Below are 19,048 nucleotides of genomic sequence, written 5' to 3'. Positions count from 1 at the left end.
TCGTGGTATGAGGGCTTAAAATGAGGTCAACTTAAAAACAAATCCCGCTGCAAAGAGGCTCCAGGCTTGCAGGCATAGTCGGAAAAGTCTGTAATACCTTGGTGTTGCAACACCTCCTCATCAATAAAGAACCTTCCTGTGCACTCTTTCGCGTCTCTAGTGATAATTTCATAACACGCATCGGCCATTATCGCAGGGTGGCGTGAGTGCTCCATAATTGTCTTGCCATTCTTCATGTGGGATATCGCCGAAGTGGCGATGGTGGTTTTTGGCCATAGCGAATTGGCTGCAATACCGTACTCTTTGAGTTCATTGGCAAACGTCATGGTCATCATCGACATGGCATATTTTGAGCTGGTATAAGCGCCATAGTTCTTGAACCACTGCGGGCTTATGTCAATCGGTGGGGACAAAGTAACTATATGTGCGTTGGTGGATTTACGAAGATAGGGTAAGCACGCCTGGGTCAGCAAGTATGTACCACGGACATTAATTGAAAACATCAGGTCAAAACGCTTGCTGGGTGTATTCTCCATATTCTGCAAATGAATACTGCTAGCATTATTGATCACCACATCGATTCCACCCGTCTGTTCAACGGCCTGCTCTACCGCACTAACAATGGCTTCCTCATCGCGGATATCCAATACAATAGCGATTGCCTTTCCCTGCCCTGCCTGATTAATTTCTTCTGCTGCGGTATAAATGGTGCCGGGTAATGTTGGATGAGGCTCGGTGGTTTTGGCGGCGATAATCACGGTTGCCCCTTCCTGTGCACAACGCTTGGCAATAGCGAAACCGATACCCCGCGAGCCACCACTGATAAAAACGGTCTTGCCATTTAATGAGCTAGATTGTTGAGTCAGTGGTTCACTGTTATTCTTTTCTCCCGCTTTCACCTTGGGCATGGAGATGGTGTTAACCATCACTTCTAGTTGGTTTATCGCGCGTCTTGCTTTATCAAAAAAATTACCCATTACCTTCAATCCTTTAGGCTTATGTTCAATCTAGTATAGAGTAAACATTCGAATTACAAGCAAAGAAAAGCTGGAATACAATAGCGACCTGCACTATCGATATTCCAGCAATCAAAGATGGACTGTTATGATGAGTTAATCCGTATTCGGCTGCACTGTTGCAGCTTGCTCGGTGTCACTGCTGCTGTCGTGTTCCTCCGAAGGTAACTTCATCCATGTGGTAAAGAGTTCGTACCAGATAGCAAGGATCACTGCGCCAAGGAACAAACCGATAATACCAGCCGACATCATCCCACCAATGGCACCTATCAATATAACAGGCATTGGGATCTCCACCCCACGCCCCATCAACATAGGTTTTAGGATATTGTCAGATAGCCCTGCCAGTAATACCCAAACAGTAAATATTGCCGCTGGTGTGGTATCCATATACGAGAACACGTATACGATAACAGGCAACACGATTAACAAAGCGGGCAGTTGGGCAATCGCCAGAATAAACACAATAAAAGTGATTAAGCCTGCCGCAGGGATTTTAAACACGAACATCGCGGCACCAATCAGAATAGATTGGATAAAGGCGACACCCACAACCCCCAGTAATACACTGCGGATTGTCGCTGCTATCAAACCGGCCCATTCTTCCCCGTGCTTACCCACAACGCGAACAGATACCTGTTCTACGGCCTTAGCCATAGACTCAGAGTGAGCCATAAAACCGGCTGCGATAATCAAAGAAATAATAAACATCACAACCGTTGCCAAACTACTTCCCAAGGCCCCGGCAAAAGCTGCCACCGCCGCTTTTACCTCCTCGGAATACTTCATCAAGGCATGCTCCATATTGGTAGCGAACAAAGCCCAAGTACTGTGCAGCTTTTCACCGACCATGGGGATTTCTGCCACCCGGGCCGGCGGCCCTGGGAGTTTCACTGTCTCACTTTGCAGGAAGTCAGTCATGGCAACAATGCCATCAAAGATAGACCCCATGACAATAACTAATGGCACCACTAGAATGGTAATTCCCACCAATGCCAAAATGGTTGCGGACAAGCCCCGCCGCCCTTTCATCGCCCCTTCCAACTTCAAGGTCAATGGCATCAAAGCGACCGCGATAATGGCCCCCCACAGCACGGGGATAACAAAAGGTTTGATAATGTCATATGTCCAGACCAGCAGGATGACCAACAAGCCAATCCTGATGAAAGACTCTAACATGTTATTGATAAATATCTTGCTCTTGTACTTTTCAAGTTGTTTATCCATCGTTGTTTTCCTGACTGTTTTGGCTGGCGCCGACCAGGCTGGCTACAACAATCGCCATATAGAACACACCAGCAATCGCTTCTAAATACACAATGACCTGAGCAACGGGTGAAATTGGGCTGATGTCGCCGTAGCCCAATGTCGTAAGGGTGACAAAACTAAAATAAGCGGCATTGGAAAAGTTATCCCCCCAATTTTTAGCTTCAAGCCCAGTAAATGAGCTTGGGGAGAATTCCAAAATCAACAAATAGGCAATGGCCCACATCAAACCCAGTAGTAAAAACAGGGCCAAGGATCCGACCACCTTGTTATTATCTATCGAGCCAGTGAAAAGGATTTGCCGCATGATGGACTTGAACGTGCCGAAAAAGAAACTCAGCATTAGTACCAACATGGCGATATCTATCTGTTTGAAGTCTAATAACTCTTTAATAATGACGAGCGCAATCCATGTCACAGCAAGAGACAGTAGAAAGCGATACCAGCCTGAATCAAACCGCAAACTGACCAAACACACGACAAAGGTCAGCAAGGTTATCCCCTGCATGATCTTATCGAGCCATGTAATGTGCAGCACCTGATCCAGTGACGAGCTCACCAACAGAATAATTAAAGCGACAGTTAGGTAATAGAAATTGTTTTGTTCAGTAATTTTTTTCCCCATGATTCACTCCTAATCCGCTGTAGAATTTCTCGCCAGTTCATCGCCAGATTCTTGTTTCTCTTCCATTACCATGATCGACGCCGTCATACCGAAACGCAGGTTCACCCCATCGGGTAGTTGTGACAGTGTGATTTTCACCGGTATACGTTGCGCCAGACGGATCCACTGGAAGACAGGATTAACGCTCGGTAGCAAGTTATAGCCGACAGCACCGTTTTGTGGTGCTATCCCCCATCCCAAGGAATCGACTACAGCTTCAATAGGCTGTTCAGGGTAGGCCATCAAGGTCACTTTGGCCTCATCACCAATCTGGATATTGGCGAGTTGGTTCTCCCTGAAATAGCCAAATACCCAGAAGCTGTTTACATCCACCAGCGCCAGCAATGGCTGGTTGGCGACCGCCTGCGTACCCTCGCGAATATCTAAGTTAGAGACATAGCCATCTACCGAGGCAAAAACTTGGGTAAATTCCATATTCAATTTAGCCGCTTGCAGTTTCTGTTCTGACACCTTTATCTGGATCAACGACTCTTCATAAGAGATCTGGCGTCGGGTAATGTCTTTTAGCGACACTGCCCCTCTGTCTTTGCGTTGAATATCAAGCAATCTGTCTAACTCGATTTTTTTGCCTTTCGAGCTTATTTTGGCCCGCTCTAATGACGATTCGGCCTGTAAGAGGGTATTCTCGTAAGTCGTTGGGTCAATTTGAAATAGCAGTTCGCCTTTTCGGACAAACTGGTTATCGACCACGGCCACATAGACCACAGGGCCCGATACCCTTGGCGCGACTTTGATAATATTTGCCCTTACCTGTCCGTTACGGGTCCAAGGGTTGTCAAAGTACTCTTGGTATTTCTGGTAGCCGAAATACATGGCCCCGCCAATGATGATAAGGTTAAGCGCAATCACGAATAGTTTTTTTAGACTCTTCATTGGCACACCTAAAACTGAATAAAGTAAGCATCTATCGCCACGGTATAGAGCACCGTAATAGCAATAAAGGTCATCGATGGATAAGCAATCAAGCGGGATAACCGAGTCTTATTCATAATGACAACGGTTATCCAAGTCGCTATCACAGCTAAGACGATGACCAATAAAAAGGGTGAGTAATACACGTCTCCCCAGGACAGTTCGTGCGGTACTTCCATTTATGGCCCTCCCGGATAACTCTGTTTGGCCGGGTCGATGGGTTCGCCAAACGGTGACTTCGCCTTTTGCACCTCACTCGGCGCTAATACCGGCAACTGTGTTTCCTCAAGCATCTCGCCCCAATCAGTCCGGCTTTCCATCTGTGAGCGTATTGCATCATTGAGGTAAGAACGCCCTGTCTCCGCCTCCCAACCTCCACCCAATGACTTGTAAAGCGCCACAACCTGGTTGGCGACATTCCCTTTCACAACCGCATAGGCATCTTCGCTTCGGGTCATCTTCTCCAGCGAGTTGAGTAAGCGCTCGAAACTTATCTGGCCATTTTCATACTGGGTCAAAGAGATGTTGTAAGCACGTACAGAGGCATCCACCGAGCGGAAAGCCAACTTCTTCTGAACTAGGTTGAGTTGGTACGACTCCAAGGCATTGGTAACTTCCTGCACTGCTAGCAGTACTTGTTTGTTGTAATTGGTTAATGTCTCTTGGAAGCGGGCGTCTTGGGCGCGGATTGAACTTTCTACCCGTCCGTATTGGAAGATGTTCCATGAAAAAGACGGCCCTAGCGTCAGGTTTAATGAGTCACTGAAGCTAAAATCATTACCTGCAGGTACGGTGCTGTTGAGGCCAATAACCCCAAACAATGAAAATTGTGGGTAAAGGTCGGCTTCTGCAATGCCGATTTGGCTGCTCTGGGCATGGGCCTGAAGCTCTGCAAGCTGTAAATCGGGCCGACGTAATACCAAGCCCGCTTCTATCTGGGTACTAATGGGGACCGTTGCCGGGATCAGCGAGTATTGATCATAATCGCTCGTCAACCGGCTGTTGCGGGTCGCTTCGTATTTGTTGTCAAACGCTTTTACCTTGGCATTAATCCAAGGGCTATCAAGCAGTACCATCGCTTGTTCCGGTAAAATACCGAGCAAAACAGCAATCGCGTTGCGTGATTGCATCATACCGATTTTCAAACTCGGCAATGCCGACTCAGTATTATAAAGCTGAGTTCTCGCCTGTTGGACATCAAGCTCGGTGACATCCCCTGACTCATATTGGATCTCGGTGATCCTTTCAACCCGGCGCTGGATCTCTATATTGCGCTCGGACAGCATTACCCTTTCTTGAAAAGTACGGTAATTAATATAGTTACGGGCGACTTCAGAAGTGATAGTGACCAAAATATCGTGATAAGACGCAATAGAGGCATACAAGGTTGCTTCGGCAGATTCGACTCCCAATGCATAGCGCCCCCAGACATCCAACTCCCAGGCAGCATCAAAACTCAATGAAGCGTTATCAAAGGTATTTTCGTTTTGGTAGATTTTCGCCACACTGCCCGACACATTTTGCCGTTGCGGGTACTGAAACGACTCAGCGACACCAACTGCAGCACGGGCCTGCAGGATACGAAGCCCCGCCGCTTCCAGATCCAAATTCTGCTGACTGGCTTCCTCCACCAAGTCATTGAGTATCGGGTCATTAAATTGCTGCCACCAACGTGCCGTTTTGGTTTTACTGTGCTCGAGGTCCCATGTTGTCCACGATGTTGGTAAGGTAGCCGGTGCTACGCCCTCGAATTTTGGCCCAAGCACAGTACAGCCTGACATAACAAGCAAAGACATCACTGTTACACAAACCCTGATCTTACTAACCACGCATCGCTCCCTAAAACCGCTTCATCTGCAGTTCACCCCAAGCAACCTCATCACTCGCCTGCTTACAGTCGAGCAATGATTCAAATATATTTTTCTTCAAGTTTAGAAAGATATAAAAACCGGCAATGTCTGAATTCGAATACTTCTCTAGTTCGAGATGGGAAAAATACTCATCCAACGCCGCTTCTAACGCTTGATAGTCTTGTTTCAATAACTCGGTGCTCACTTTATCCTTTGCCGTCGTTTCGATTTGCCATAAAGCCTGAGCCAATTGCGGGATAATCGTGTCTCTGTTGGCTTTTTGGGTTTGAACCAGCAAGGGGTTCTGATTGAGTTTTTTACGAGCTTTGATAAGCGTCATCAGATGATGATGGAAGAGATCGCACTGCTCGATGTACCGATTTAGCTTCTCGCTTGTTAATGACGGGTAGCCATCGGTTTTGAATTTCGAGCCCCAAACCTGCATTTTTTTCAGTGCCACCACCATAGTAGTGATCCGCCAAACCAATTGGAGTTTCTGCCACAGAGGCAATTTATCCGCCTGCAACAATCGAATAACCCCAGTCGCATGACGGAAAAAACGCTCGCGAAATACCAACAACAAATGTTCAGGTCGGCTAGAAAAAGGCAAATAAAACGAAATCACCACCGACAGTACAGTCATATAAAACAGGGTGACAACCGTCAGGGTGATCCCGAAGTGATATACCATGTTGTTATCTATGCCTAGGGTAAACATCCCCAGTAAAAAGAAGATGGTTATCGGCCCTTTCAGTACATAGAACCCGACAAAGGTATAAGTGAAGATGAATAAGGCTAACTCTGCGCCCAAGGTTAGCTGCGGTAACAAGAACACATAGGCCGGAATGGAAAAAATAAAACCCAGTGTAAATAAGATAAACAGCATCACTGGGTGAAAAGGCATGAATGAGAGGATAGAAACAAACAGGGTACTGAAGATAACGAAGTTATACCCACCGGGTGGATTGAACTCGATCCAGAAGATCCCTGCAACCCAGTAGGTTACAAACACTTTGATCGCAGATTTAGCGTTTTCCGCATCCCACCAGTTGAAGTTAGGTTTGGCTTTGAGCGGCGGTAAAGCAAAATTCACCGTGCCGGTTAGCGAATCGATACTACTAATACAGCTCTCTAGTTTAGCCAGTCGCTCGAGCAGTTGGTTAAATAAATAACCGGAGGATAACGCCTCTCCACGGTATAAGTGACCTGCCTGTTTGAGCTTCTCCCCGTCATACTCGACAGGTTCCATCTGTTGAGGTGAGTGGGCTTCTTGTTTTTCCCAGGCATCAGGAAGCCGATCAAACAGGGTGAGCACCTCGGCTCTTATTTGTTCAAACTCAAGCAGGTACTCAACAGGGTGACCGCCAGATCGTGAATGATCTTTAGCCCAAAACAATAGTAATTCGGTGATCTGGCTATACAGCGCTACGGTCCCATCCCACTCTTTCTTATAAGCAGAAATCTCACTGCACTCGCTGTTGAGGGCCTGGTATCTGGTTTCAAATGCTTGCTGGGCGGCAAACAATGCCTTGCTCAATTCCGCTAGGGTCGGAGGCATTTCCTCTTCTTCGCCCGTCTTTCCCTCTTCACGAAGGTTAGACTCATGCGGTGCTTGCTCTTCTGGTTTATCAGAATCCAGTTCTTGTTGTTGAGCTTCTGGGGTTTCCTCAGGCGGTTGGCTCATCGCTTCAAACAGCGCTCTTTGTGCCGAAGCTAAATTATCACCGAGTTGCCGGAGGTTCTGCTCAACCTTTGGCGGGAATAAGAAAACACCAACCAAGGTATACACAACAACGCCGAACACCGTCATAAAGGTACGATCTAAACCGTAAAGAAACGCCCCTTCAGGGTCACCACCGTTGTACATCATGAGGATCATGACGCCAGTCAGCATAAATAAGGTCGGATCGTTAAGGTAGGCAGACCGGATATAGAAAACAACGACGATGACCAAAGAGACTGCGAACATATACAGCAATCTGTCCTGGGCGAAAAAGCCGACTAATATCAAGCCAATAATACCGCCCGCGATGGTACCAAGCACACGCAATGTGCCTTTTGCCAGCGACTCACGGCGACTACCGGTAGAGGCGATTAACATCACTGTTGTCGCAGCTGTTGAAGGCTGTGTCCATCCCAATGCCATCGGGATCATGTACGCGAGAGTTAGACTGACTGCGACCCTGAAAGCAAACTTGAACTTGTCGCTCAGGCAAAATGGGATCAGCCAGTTCCCCAATTGGAAAACCGACAACCTATCTCTGATGCGAAGTATCTGAGTATTGGTGTTGCTCAAGCTGCGCCCCTAAATCTCGCCCCGTAAAGACGGTTATGCCCCTGTTGGCATAATTAATAATCCTAGGAGGTTTTTGATAAAGCGCAGCAAAAATTTGTCTTATCTCTCGAACTGTTAGGCCTCTAAAACAGTTCATGCATCATTGAGACGCCACTCATATCTGAGTCAGTTCACTGGGTTCAGAAAACAAGAAGCGGGGAGAGTGCTGTTCAAGCTCTGCTCTTGAACCATAGCCCCACAATACGCCAGCTGACTGCAGACCATTGCGATGGGCAGCCGTCAGGTCGACATACCGATCACCAATCATCAACGACTTTTCTGTTATCACACCTTTTTCTTTGAGCACTTGTAGCTGTTGCCACTTCTCGATCCCGACATCACCACCATCAACAAAGTCAAAGTGCTCATGCAAATCAAACAACGCGAGGATCTGGCAGGCAAAATCAGCCCGCTTGGAGGTACAGACTCCCAACCGATATTTCCCCTGTTGCTTCAAGTTATCTAGAGATTCTCTTATCCCTGCATACAAGTGATTCTCCGCATAACCGATTTCGGCATATCGCTGACGGTAGGTATCGACAAGGACACGGATCAATGTAGGTTGTTTGGAATCGACTATCTCCATAAACGTCTGATCAAGAGGCGGGCCGATATATCGGGCGATTTCCTCTTCGCTACGTGTGTCATAACCATGCGCTGCCAAAGCATGGTTCATTGAGCGTACTATTCCCTGTTTGGGATCGCTGATAGTACCGTCCAAATCAAAAATGAGTGTTTCGTATTTCATTGTCTCTCCCTGTTTAGTAGATAAATACCCAGATAAAAAAAGCCCCAGTGAAATACTGGGGCTCAAATCAATTACTGGTTATCGACGGCTCATCTATTGGCTCTTCCACCAATGGCGGTTGCTGTAGTGCATTCACCGCATTGAGTAACAACTTCACCGCCGGTAGCATACGGCTCTCATCGATATCAAAGTCACCATTATGATGCCCTGCTGTTAAGTCAGAGCCGACAAGGCAATAAATCGCCTTACCACCACGGGACTGAACACGATCGACTAAATAGCCGGCATCTTCACTGGCGCCGAAATCTTTCTCTCGAACGACTTCACTAAAACCACTTTCAAGGCCAATACACTCAAGCAGCTCGACAAGTTCAGTGTCATTTTCTAGGCCAATCGCTTCGCCCTGAGCACACAGTTTTACTTTCACTCCGTGCATCATAGCTGCCGCCTCGGCAATGTTCTCGACTTGCTGGAACATATAAGAGTTCAAAGCACGGTTCTCACCACGGGTTTCACCCAGAAGAACAGCACTGGCAGGGATGACATTTCGGCCGTCCCCAGCGTGCATCTGCCCAACGTTAATACGGGTCATACCGTCACGGTGACGCGGAATCGCTAGCATTTGACTGACTGCCGTACAGGCCGCCGCCAAGGCATTCTGGCCTGCATTTGGCTCTATACCTGCGTGGGCTGGTTTCCCCGTAAAGTGAAGGTCAAATTTAGAACTGCATAAAAAATGCTGGGGATCACAAACCAAAGTACCACTGGGTACATTCATACCGATATGGGCGGCAAAGAAATAATCGACATCATCCAACCAGCCACTTTCGGCAATCGCCTTACCGGCACGACAGCCCTCTTCAGCAGGTTGGAACAGAAGCTTGATCTTACCTTTTAGCTGATCTTTATTTTCAGCCAATACCTCAGCAATGCCCAAACCAATTGAAGCGTGGGCATCATGGCCACATGCGTGTGCAACACCAGGGGCTAGCGAAGCAAAGCCTAGGAAACGGGGACGGTGTGCGTCCTCTTCACTTTCCATCACTTCAACGGCGTCAATATCAAAGCGCAACGCGATAACAGGACCTGGCTTACCGGTGTCCAATACCGCACCTACCCCGGTGACCCCATCCATATGGGCCAGATAAGTAATATCAGCACCCCAACTGATCGCGCGTTCTTGAGCTTCAGCGACCAACACTTCATCACGCCCCATTATCGAGGAACGAAGAATGATCTCATCGCTGAAATGCAGCGAATAACCTAAGTTTTCAAGGTGACTAGCGATACGGCTAGTCGTGAAGAATTCTCGCCATGCGGCTTCCGGGTAGCGATGGAACTCCCGGCGATGATTCATCAAACGCTGTGACAACGTCTGCTCATCGAATTGCAAGTTACTTGACACTATTTGTTCCTAATCATTTTTACAAAGCTCGTTGGGCTCAGTAGCCTGTCAGCTCCATAAATCCTTGTCCTGTGTGACTTCCCGAAACCCTTATCGGCCCTTCCCAATAAGAGAAGATAAACGGCAGCCATTGCTCCTTTCGAACCACATCCACTTTAAGCTCAATGCCTTTAGAAGGCACTTTTACCTGCCACACAATAGGATACGTTTTACCGCCATAGGTTGAAAACGTTATTGGTGACAATTGAAGATCTTCCGCTGATAAAACCTCTGTTTTACCATCAGGCCAGCTTAACGAACCAAAATAATATGGTCGCACATCTTTTTCCCTGATCTGGTACAGCATTAGTGCACTTCCGTCGTCCAAATGGATAGAGAGCCAATCCCAACCCTGTTGGTTCTCGGCAAGCCCACGGCTACTCCACTCGCGGTCATACCATGCATCACCACTGACGGTAAACTGCTTACCATCCAGTTCCAGCCGCCCTTCTATGTTCAAAAACGGCGCACTGTAATAGTAAGAAGCGATGTCTTCCGTTGCGTGCTTTTTACTGTAGCCTTTATCACCCTGAAACACGATCGCCCCCGTTTGTTGGATGGCTAGCTTACCCGCCATACCACTGGCATCCGCAAATGATAGCACCCCGGGAAACGGGGAATCAGAATAAGAACGCCACTCCCAGTTATCCAACCATGCTCTGTATGGATGGCCTAACACTCCCGCTTGGCCAATACCTCCGCGAGCGAAACGCTCAGCTGACCACACTTTATCTTTGCTGGTTACGACCAAATGGGCCATGTAACGCTGAGGGCTTTCCCAGCCACGTCCTTCTTCAGTGGTTGAGCGAAAACGGAACAAAGTCCACTGCAGGCCAAACTGCTCGCCATCTTCGGCTTGTAAGTTTGCAGTCAGGTACCACCACTCGGCACGGAAATCAGGATGCGGTAAATGATCGCGGGGAAATTCGAACTGATAGCCCGGCACGACCGGAGCAAACTGCGCATTATCAGGGTTCGTCATCATAGAGACAGACGGACTATCGCTGATTTCTTCTTGATCGTAGCTAAGCAGAACCAGTACGGTTGCAACAGCAATGACCGAAATAATCAAATACCAACGAGGAAAGCTCGCTCCCTTCATCAGAACGACTCCCTAAGTGACATAATCGCCGACTGTTTTACCAAGCGCCAAACAGGCCATGCACCGGCTAACAACAATACAACCAAAGCAGAGCCCAAAGAGAATAAATAATTGGTCGGGAAATACTCTATCGGCATTGTCCAGCCAAATGAGTACTTCAAGACAACATCAATCAGCAACTGAGCCAGCACCAACCCAAGTGGCAATGCAATTAATGCTGTCAGAAGGCCGATCATCAATAACTGACCACCGCCCAACAAAGCGAGTTCCCGCCCGGTCATCCCCATGCACCGCAATAACGCAAACTGCCGCAGGCGTGAAGTCTCCCCGGCAACGGTAGCGAAGAACAAACCACAAACCGCAACAAATAGCGTCAGCTTGCCAAGTGTCGCCGTCACAATGAAGGTGCGGTCAAACACATTCATCGCTTGGAGCATCAACTCATTGTTATTCCTGATCCTCTCCGGTGGTAGCCGGAATGTTTCACCAAGCGAGCGGATCATTTGCATTGCCTGCGAATGGTCATTGAGATGAATGGCTAAGCTCACCTGCCCTTTATAAGGCCAAACTGCTTTCCACCGTTTCTGCGACATGATGATCTGCCCATACGGGTTACCATAGTCGTAGAAAACCCCTGCAACCAACCACTGTTTATTAAGTGGTGGGGGAAGGTCAATCACTTGCCCAGGCTTGAGGTTCTGTTTCAGTGCCATGGATTCACTGACCAAAATTGCCCTATCATGATGAAGCTTTTGCCAGTATTCAGGCATCGCAACTTTTATAGCCAGCGCCTGTTTCTCGTCGGATGTGCCACCAATACTCACTACCTGCAATGTACCCGCTTCCGTCGGCAGCATTTTTCGCCATTGCCACCACACCTGCTTGACTTCATCCTGGTTTTCCAACCATTGGGTCATTCTTGGAGCCATATTGACCGCTGGACGAATATAGATATCGGCAGCCAAGCGTTGCTCTAGCCAGGTTTGGGTCGTATTCCTAAAGCTCCCGACCATGGTTTCCATGCCGATATTCGATGCTAGCGCCAGCATGAAGGCCATTGAAGCCACACCACGGTAGCTCAAACTTGCCGCTGCGTCTGAGAAGAACCAACGCAAACGCGCTGATCGCACAACAACACCTAGCAGGCGGAACAGTTGCCACAAAAGGAATGGCATCGCGAGTGCTGAGGCAATCAAGATACAGGCGATTAGGACAAAACCGGCCTTTTGCCCATGCGGCAATTGGTAGACAGCTATCGCCGCACCAATGAACATGCATGAAAAGATCGCTTGCAAGGCAAATTCGTGACCACTGAAACGTACAATGGACATCCGGCTTGATAACCGAGCAGGCTGAGTGCGAATAAGGCGAACCAGCGGCCAACCACAGGCGAGTAGACAGCCACCGACGGCAATCAGTGCAGAGGCTAGCCCCCACTCCCACTGCCAACGGACGATCAAGCTGACATTTGCCCCATAAAGATCGTTGAGTGTCTCTGCAACCGAAGGCAACAGTTTTTCAGCCAGTAACAAGCCAAAGAGGTTACCGCCAACCAGTCCCACGATAATCCAAACAATGAGTTCCAAACTCAAGGCGCGAACCAACTGACCAGAAGACACACCGGCCTGCCGCATCAAGCCAACTAGAGGCTGACGCTGGGAAAACGACAGTGACATCGCCTGATAGAAAATAAACAGACCGACCACAAACGCCAACATCCCCATCGCAAACAGGTTGAGGTGGAAGGCGTCAGTCAAAGGCTCAAGCCCTGCGGTTTCTTGTTTTTCCAGCTTGAGCGCTACAGGTAATTTATCTTGCAGCCGGCTCAGCGATTGCGAGTCTAAATCGCCACATAAGATGGCCGTTAAGCCGGAGCCTGGCTGAAGTTGCCTTACCAACGACATATCAGCAATTAACCGAGGGCCTTTTATCCGCTCTTCATTGACCACTTGCAGAGGGCCAAGGGTTCGACCTGACTCCAGTTTCAACGTCTGGCCGTCTTCAAATCCCATATAGTTGGCAAGCTGATCACCTACCAGCACGGGGTATGGCGGCTGCATTAAAGACAACATCTGTTGCTGATCGTCGTTGCCCGACATAGTGCTACGACGGAAACTTGAGAACAAAGCAATAGGATCAACGCCAACAACTTCAATGCTTCGACCGTTTTCCAGCACAATACGCTGCTCTTCCAACGGTACACATTGATTGAAACCATCTCGGCGAAGCTGCACATAAAAGCCTTGGGGAACTTTCAATGCAGGTTGGCTGTGACGAATGCGATAAGGAAAAGGATTTGAAAACAGGAGCTCGCCGTCACGGTAGCTTTCTCGGGCTTGTTGATTAACCCCCATTACCCCGACTAGCAAGGCAATACCCAAGGTTAACCCCAGCCATACAAGAACAATTTGAAGAGGGTGACGCTTGTAATGTCCCCAGAGCGCTTTAGCTACGGGGCTTGACATGCAACAGCCCTCCCTGCAGGCGAATACAGCCATTCATATAGGCGGCAACCTGTTTACTGTGCGTCACTAATAACAAAGTACAATCCAGTTGTTTGGTTAGGTTAGTCAGCAAGTTAATCACTGCAGATGCATTTCGTTCATCGAGGCTACCGGTTGGCTCATCGGCCAATAAGATTTGGGGTTCCATGTATAGGGCCCGGGCGATCGCCGCACGTTGCTGCTGGCCACCCGACATCTCTTCTGGGTAGCGACCAAGCAATGGCATTAAATCTAATGCTGCAATTATCTGCCGCCAAAGCGCCGGTTTTTCCGGCAGCCCTTTGAGCTGGCGGCAAAAACGGATGTTGTCGGCAGTAGTCAATGTTGGCAGTAGATTGAATTGTTGGAATACCAAACCGATATTGTTACGACGAAAAGCCGTTCGCTCCCGCTCAGATATAGTATGTATGGGCTTGTCACCCAACCATACCTCACCAGAATCGACAGTATCTAGCCCAGCAATCAGGTTCAGCAACGTACTCTTGCCTGAACCACTCTCCCCCATTAGCGCCAGTTGATCACCTTGCTTTAAATTCAGTTCTGCACCCTGCAATACCGAGTGGTACTCGTCGCCATCCATATAGCCTTTGCAAAGGTCAACCAGTCGTAACATTGTTATCCCCAGAGATAGGAAGTCTTTGAACTGAAATTTACAGTAAACCAATTGTTCTATAAAGCCCTTTACGGAACATCGATATAAAATACACCTAATGCGTTACATTCGATCTACATTTCCGTCAAAGCCCGAACATGCCCCTCACAAATTCGCTCTACACAACCCCATTTGCTGTTGTATATTTTTATTGTATACCTTTGTTTGGAAACCAGTCTTTGTTTCCTGCTTTTTACCCGCTACATGGAGCAGTCATTTATGGACAAAACAATTTTAGTTGTCGGCGCATCAGGTTACATTGGTAGCCACCTTGTGCCCGAATTGGCCAGTGCCGGCTATAAAGTCAGAGCAACGGGCCGAAACCTGAAATTGTTAGAAAAGCGAGGGTGGCAGGACTTAGACAACGTCAGTATCCACCATTTGGATCTCAACGATGCTGCAAATCTTCCTGCACTACTCGAAGGAGTCGACAGCGTATTTTTCCTTGTTCACGGCATGAACCACGGTCATGACTTTATTGATATAGAGCTGCAAGCAGCCCACAACTTCAGTGATGCTTTAAAAGGTTCTAGCGTCGAAAGAGTTATTTACCTTGGCGCACTTCAGCCTTCCGATGGTGAGCCCTCTGATCACCTCCAGGCCCGCAAGGCAACCGGTGAAATTCTGCGGGAAAGCGGAAAACCGATTACCGAATTACGGGCTGGTATCATTGTTGGCCCGGGATCTGCCGCCTTCGAAGTGATGCGTGATTTTGTTTACCACTTCCCAGTTCTTGTTACGCCGAAATGGGTTCATTCGAAGAGTTCTCCGATTGCACTACGCAACCTGCTTTATTACTTGTTAAAGCTGTTAGAATTCAAACCGACCAAGCACCAGATTATGGATGTTGCCGGACCTGAAAATATTACTTATGCCAAGCAACTCAGAACCATTGCCAGGCATTTAGGTAAAAAGGCCCGGATTCTTGCGGTCCCCTTCCTGACTCCGCAATTTGCCGCAAGGTGGCTGCACCTTGTCACTTCTGTACCAACCAACATTGCCCGGGCACTCATCGGAGGGCTTGGCCATGACTTGCAAGCCAATGGTAATGCCCTACAGTCCCTTATCCCCCAACGGCTTCTCAGCTATGACGAAGCAGTAGAAGAAAGCCTTGGCCACGAAAGTGAAGTCGTCAGGAGTGATATTTGGGGGTTTGATCCTGACGCCCTCGCCCGTTGGCAATCTGGTTTCGGTTACTACCCCAAACAAGCGGGGTATCGCCTCAAAACCGATGCCACTGCCGAGCAGCTGTGGCGGCAGGTACAACTCGTCGGAGGCAAAGAAGGTTACTTTTACGCCAATTACCTATGGCGGATAAGGGAATGGATGGACTTTGCCATAGGTGGTGATGCACTCAAACGCTACCGCCGGGATCCTGAGCAACTTGAGCTAGGCGATAAAATTGATTCATGGAAAGTGATCAACATAGTACCAAACCAATTTTTATCCCTGCTATTTGGTATGAAGGCACCGGGACTGGGCCGGTTAGAGTTCACCATCGAGGACAAAGGCGACCATCGTGAAATCGATATTCGAGCATGGTGGCACCCAGCAGGCTTCTCTGGCCTACTCTATTGGTTTGCCATGATGCCTGCCCACCTGTTTATTTTCAGGGGAATGACCCATGCACTGGTCGAGCGCTGTCAGGCCAAGGCGCAAGAGGGGAAAACCGAGACGGTTTAAGGTTAATTCCTCAGAGGGCCATCAAAAATGATCATCATTATTTAGGTTGCACCCCTCACGTTTTCCTATCAATGAGGGCCGGTTTGATTCGTACTATGGTATTTGTTTCTAACTGGCCCTGCCATACCTGCTCCAGACAAACATAGGCTTGCTCTGCAATTTCCTCGACGGGTTGGGCAACGGTAGTCAACTGGTAACCCTGCCAGTTCGCCAGAGGAACATTATCGCACCCGATTACACTCAACTGACCGGGTATAGCCAAGCCCAACTCCTGGCGGCAGTAATCAATTAAACCCAATGCCAATGCGTCGGATGCACAAAACACCCCCTCCAACCGACCCAAAGCCGTGCCTTCCTGCTGCGCGATATCATAACCTGCACGATAACCATAGCGACCTGCTTCCAAGCGAACAATCTCGCTGATACCACTCTTGCAAAGCGTCTCGTAAAATCCCTTAAAACGTTCATTCGATGCTTGCCCATCCGTTCTACCGGCAACAAACCCAATTCGAGAAAGTCCTTTTTCAATAAAATAGTTGGCAGCTAGATGGCCGGCATAATAGTTGTCAGTTTGTACTGACGGACTTTGTCCAGCAGGGTCCGAACGTCCCAAAGTGACTAATGGGAGGGACAATTTCTGGCACTGGGCAACACTTTCGATAGGTAGTGAACCCATCACAGCAATCACGCCATCAACCTGATAACCAGACAGCCTCATCAATGCCGCCTCCAGATCTTCGGCTTGTTTTACATTGAGCAACATAGGTTGCTTACCGTAGCGCTGCAGCACAGAAGATAATGTCTCGAACAAATAGGACTGATAAGGATTGGAGAAATCACTTATCAATATCGCTACCAAATTCGATCGGGCCTTTTGTGCAGGTGTACTCAGGGTCCTAGCAAAAAAGTTGGGCTGATAACCCAGCTTTTGCGCAGCCTTTAATATCTCATCCCGTTTCGTAGCATTAATACTTGCCCCTTCGGTAAACGCCCGGGATACCGCTGAACGCGATACCCCGACATATTCCGCAACATCCAATGCTGTAACCTTTTTATTCATGGAAGATTAAATAGTCCTTCTTTGCAATGCCTTTAAAAATATATCCATCTTCAGCAACATCCAACCCGACCTTCGATTGTACCTGCGCCCTCAATACCTCACGACATTGTGGGTCGATATGATAAAGCCACCATGAACTTCCGGGCTTGCGGAGATAAGCCTCTATTTCCTGCCAAGAGCCGTGGCTAGGATGGTTTGCCAAGGTCTCGCATTCAACGAACACCCAATCGGACTGTGCAGCCAGATTTCTTCCGTGCTCCAGAAGTTTACCGTCACCGGAATAAAATAGCGCCTGCCCCGAGGGCAGCCTCAATTGCACGCTAAGGTTTGACACCGCATGTTGAGTCGGAGCGACTTCAACCGCCCAAGGACCGATCGTCTCGACACTTAGGCTGTCACGCCAGTCAACCTCAAAACCCAGCGTTGCCTGGGGCCAATGGGCAAATTCAACCAAAGGCTTTAGCACCTCCCATTGGGTTCGCTGCGCAACAATAGTCAGCGGCTTCTTGCGCCCTTTGGCATCCATCCAATTAAGCAGCGTCGTCAGCCCCGAACAATGATCGGGGTGGCTATGGGTTATATAAATGGCATCTAATTGATTAGGCTCTAGCAAGCCCGCCAGAAGTACTTTAGGCACCCACGGCCCGCAATCAATCAACAGCGAAAAATCGAACTGCTGCACCAGCAGGCTGGCATTAGTTCGTTCGTTATCATAGGCATCACCGCTACCGACAACCCGGAAAGAAAAGTCATGCGGCATTGGCAACCTCTGACCGTTCAATCCTTTGCTCTTTCTGATCAAAAAAATGGCAAACCGACTTTGACAGGCTCAACGGTAACTTGTCACCTTGAGCGTATGCATATTCACTTTCAACGACAAAGGTTTCTCCGGCCAATTCACCGTAATACAATCTGGCATGGCCGAGTGGCTCAACCACATTGATGGTCATTTCGCAATCATAAGCCGTTGGGTCTACGACGACCTGGTTCGGTCTCAGCCCGATGCTTTTCACTCCTTCGGGAATTGACATATTCGGTGCAATCATACCCAGAGCAGTATGTGGCAGGAAGTTCATCACCGGTGTACCGATAAAGGCGGCAACAAAACGGTTTACCGGGCGGTTGTAGAGTTCTTCCGGTGCGCCAACCTGTTCGATGTTACCTTTGTTGAGTACCACAATTTTATCGGCTAGCGTCATCGCCTCAACTTGATCATGGGTTACATAAACCATAGTCGCATTGAGCTGCTGGTGGAGTTGCTTGAGGTAGACACGCATTTCACCTCGAAGCTTGGCATCGAGGTTAGATAATGGCTCGTCAAAGAGGAATAGTTCAGGGTCACGGACTATCGCCCGTCCAATAGCAACCCGCTGCCGCTGGCCACCAGATAGTTCCCCGGGAAGGCGGTTCAATAGCGCCTCGAGTTGAAGGTGACGGGCTGTCTCTTTGACTTTGTTGCTAATGTCTGACTTGTCGACACCTGCCATCTTCAGCGGGAAGCCTATATTCTTCTCGACGGTCATATGTGGATACAAGGCATAGGACTGGAACACCATAGCCACTTCCCGCTCTGAGGGGTGAACCCCATTCAGGCACTTACCATTAAGCTTGATCTCACCACCACTGATTGACTCGAGGCCTGCAATCATCCTCAGCAACGTTGATTTACCACAGCCCGATGGTCCCACGAACACCACAAACTCACCATCATTGATCCCCAGATCAACACTTGGGATCACCAGGTTGTCGCCGTAGGCTTTCTTTAGGTTGTTAATTACTAATTTCGTCATT

At 48.5% G+C, this 19,048-nt stretch carries 16 protein-coding genes; 1 reads left to right on the top strand and 15 read right to left on the bottom strand.

Annotated features, from left to right (window positions below; translation table 11 throughout):
* Positions 1 to 26: 26 nt before the first annotated feature.
* The 12 genes from BIZ37_RS06920 to BIZ37_RS06865 form a co-directional block, all read right to left on the bottom strand.
* Positions 27 to 977, bottom strand: a complete 951-nt coding sequence (locus BIZ37_RS06920) for an NAD(P)-dependent oxidoreductase (RefSeq protein WP_255526693.1) — start codon at positions 975 to 977, stop codon at positions 27 to 29.
* Positions 978 to 1,112: 135 nt separating this feature from the next.
* The gene (locus BIZ37_RS06915; protein WP_187460877.1) at positions 1,113 to 2,243 is read right to left on the bottom strand and encodes an AI-2E family transporter; all 1,131 of its coding nucleotides are present in this window, start codon (positions 2,241 to 2,243) and stop codon (positions 1,113 to 1,115) included.
* Positions 2,236 to 2,907 (bottom strand): potassium channel family protein, encoded by a 672-nt coding sequence (locus BIZ37_RS06910; protein WP_187460876.1) that lies wholly within the window; start codon positions 2,905 to 2,907, stop codon positions 2,236 to 2,238. Before BIZ37_RS06910 ends, BIZ37_RS06915 begins: the two co-directional genes overlap by 8 nt.
* Before the next feature lie 9 nt (positions 2,908 to 2,916).
* Positions 2,917 to 3,840, bottom strand: coding sequence for an HlyD family secretion protein (locus BIZ37_RS06905; protein WP_187460875.1), 924 nt, complete (start codon positions 3,838 to 3,840; stop codon positions 2,917 to 2,919).
* An 8-nt stretch (positions 3,841 to 3,848) separates the two neighbouring features.
* Positions 3,849 to 4,058, bottom strand: coding sequence for a DUF1656 domain-containing protein (locus BIZ37_RS06900; RefSeq protein WP_187460874.1), 210 nt, complete (start codon positions 4,056 to 4,058; stop codon positions 3,849 to 3,851).
* Positions 4,059 to 5,660: a TolC family protein gene (locus BIZ37_RS06895; RefSeq protein ID WP_370577316.1), complete on the bottom strand. Its 1,602-nt coding sequence runs from the start codon at positions 5,658 to 5,660 to the stop codon at positions 4,059 to 4,061. It lies immediately after the preceding gene.
* 58 nt (positions 5,661 to 5,718) lie between these two features.
* The gene (locus BIZ37_RS06890) at positions 5,719 to 7,941 is read right to left on the bottom strand and encodes an FUSC family protein (RefSeq protein ID WP_187460889.1); all 2,223 of its coding nucleotides are present in this window, start codon (positions 7,939 to 7,941) and stop codon (positions 5,719 to 5,721) included.
* Between the two features lie 238 nt (positions 7,942 to 8,179).
* Positions 8,180 to 8,812 (bottom strand): HAD family hydrolase, encoded by a 633-nt coding sequence (locus BIZ37_RS06885; RefSeq protein ID WP_187460873.1) that lies wholly within the window; start codon positions 8,810 to 8,812, stop codon positions 8,180 to 8,182.
* A gap of 67 nt (positions 8,813 to 8,879) precedes the next feature.
* The gene (locus BIZ37_RS06880) at positions 8,880 to 10,217 is read right to left on the bottom strand and encodes an amidohydrolase (RefSeq protein WP_107298357.1); all 1,338 of its coding nucleotides are present in this window, start codon (positions 10,215 to 10,217) and stop codon (positions 8,880 to 8,882) included.
* 37 nt (positions 10,218 to 10,254) lie between these two features.
* Positions 10,255 to 11,358 (bottom strand): lipocalin-like domain-containing protein, encoded by a 1,104-nt coding sequence (locus tag BIZ37_RS06875; protein WP_187460872.1) that lies wholly within the window; start codon positions 11,356 to 11,358, stop codon positions 10,255 to 10,257.
* Entirely contained in the window at positions 11,358 to 13,823 is a 2,466-nt protein-coding gene (locus BIZ37_RS06870) for an ABC transporter permease (protein WP_187460871.1), read from the bottom strand. Before BIZ37_RS06870 ends, BIZ37_RS06875 begins: the two co-directional genes overlap by 1 nt.
* Positions 13,804 to 14,475 (bottom strand): ABC transporter ATP-binding protein, encoded by a 672-nt coding sequence (locus tag BIZ37_RS06865; RefSeq protein WP_187460870.1) that lies wholly within the window; start codon positions 14,473 to 14,475, stop codon positions 13,804 to 13,806. Before BIZ37_RS06865 ends, BIZ37_RS06870 begins: the two co-directional genes overlap by 20 nt.
* 258 nt (positions 14,476 to 14,733) lie before the next feature.
* On the opposite strand from BIZ37_RS06865, the gene BIZ37_RS06860 reads away from it, so the two are divergent.
* Complete coding sequence (locus BIZ37_RS06860; protein WP_187460869.1) at positions 14,734 to 16,197, top strand: DUF2867 domain-containing protein; 1,464 nt, start codon at positions 14,734 to 14,736, stop codon at positions 16,195 to 16,197.
* A gap of 55 nt (positions 16,198 to 16,252) precedes the next feature.
* Here BIZ37_RS06860 and BIZ37_RS06855 read toward each other — a convergent pair whose 3' ends face one another.
* The 3 genes from BIZ37_RS06855 to BIZ37_RS06845 are packed head-to-tail and all read right to left on the bottom strand — an operon-like array spanning position 16,253 to position 19,047.
* The gene (locus tag BIZ37_RS06855; protein ID WP_187460868.1) at positions 16,253 to 17,257 is read right to left on the bottom strand and encodes a substrate-binding domain-containing protein; all 1,005 of its coding nucleotides are present in this window, start codon (positions 17,255 to 17,257) and stop codon (positions 16,253 to 16,255) included.
* Positions 17,250 to 18,017, bottom strand: a complete 768-nt coding sequence (locus BIZ37_RS06850) for an MBL fold metallo-hydrolase (protein ID WP_187460867.1) — start codon at positions 18,015 to 18,017, stop codon at positions 17,250 to 17,252. The genes BIZ37_RS06855 and BIZ37_RS06850 overlap by 8 nt, the downstream gene beginning before the upstream one ends.
* Positions 18,007 to 19,047, bottom strand: a complete 1,041-nt coding sequence (locus BIZ37_RS06845; RefSeq protein ID WP_187460866.1) for an ABC transporter ATP-binding protein — start codon at positions 19,045 to 19,047, stop codon at positions 18,007 to 18,009. The genes BIZ37_RS06850 and BIZ37_RS06845 overlap by 11 nt, the downstream gene beginning before the upstream one ends.
* Position 19,048 lies beyond the last annotated feature (1 nt).

It is taken from the genome of Photobacterium sp. BZF1, assembly GCF_014349205.1.
Taxonomy (GTDB): domain Bacteria; phylum Pseudomonadota; class Gammaproteobacteria; order Enterobacterales; family Vibrionaceae; genus Photobacterium.
The sequence above is the reverse complement of the archived record's forward strand: the minus strand, read 5'-3'. Positions and strand labels throughout refer to the sequence as shown.

Excerpts from the sequence above, each read along its gene's own strand:
- BIZ37_RS06920 (WP_255526693.1), bottom strand. The coding sequence starts at position 977 with ATGGGTAATTTTTTTGATAAAGCAAGACGCGCGATAAACCAACTAGAA.
- BIZ37_RS06915 (WP_187460877.1), bottom strand. The coding sequence starts at position 2,243 with ATGGATAAACAACTTGAAAAGTACAAGAGCAAGATATTTATCAATAAC.
- BIZ37_RS06910 (WP_187460876.1), bottom strand. The coding sequence starts at position 2,907 with ATGGGGAAAAAAATTACTGAACAAAACAATTTCTATTACCTAACTGTC.
- BIZ37_RS06905 (WP_187460875.1), bottom strand. The coding sequence starts at position 3,840 with ATGAAGAGTCTAAAAAAACTATTCGTGATTGCGCTTAACCTTATCATC.
- BIZ37_RS06900 (WP_187460874.1), bottom strand. The coding sequence starts at position 4,058 with ATGGAAGTACCGCACGAACTGTCCTGGGGAGACGTGTATTACTCACCC.
- BIZ37_RS06895 (WP_370577316.1), bottom strand. The coding sequence starts at position 5,660 with ATGTCAGGCTGTACTGTGCTTGGGCCAAAATTCGAGGGCGTAGCACCG.
- BIZ37_RS06885 (WP_187460873.1), bottom strand. The coding sequence starts at position 8,812 with ATGAAATACGAAACACTCATTTTTGATTTGGACGGTACTATCAGCGAT.
- BIZ37_RS06875 (WP_187460872.1), bottom strand. The coding sequence starts at position 11,358 with ATGAAGGGAGCGAGCTTTCCTCGTTGGTATTTGATTATTTCGGTCATT.
- BIZ37_RS06870 (WP_187460871.1), bottom strand. The coding sequence starts at position 13,823 with ATGTCAAGCCCCGTAGCTAAAGCGCTCTGGGGACATTACAAGCGTCAC.
- BIZ37_RS06865 (WP_187460870.1), bottom strand. The coding sequence starts at position 14,475 with ATGTTACGACTGGTTGACCTTTGCAAAGGCTATATGGATGGCGACGAG.
- BIZ37_RS06860 (WP_187460869.1), top strand. The coding sequence starts at position 14,734 with ATGGACAAAACAATTTTAGTTGTCGGCGCATCAGGTTACATTGGTAGC.
- BIZ37_RS06855 (WP_187460868.1), bottom strand. The coding sequence starts at position 17,257 with ATGAATAAAAAGGTTACAGCATTGGATGTTGCGGAATATGTCGGGGTA.
- BIZ37_RS06850 (WP_187460867.1), bottom strand. The coding sequence starts at position 18,017 with ATGCCGCATGACTTTTCTTTCCGGGTTGTCGGTAGCGGTGATGCCTAT.
- BIZ37_RS06845 (WP_187460866.1), bottom strand. The coding sequence starts at position 19,047 with ATGACGAAATTAGTAATTAACAACCTAAAGAAAGCCTACGGCGACAAC.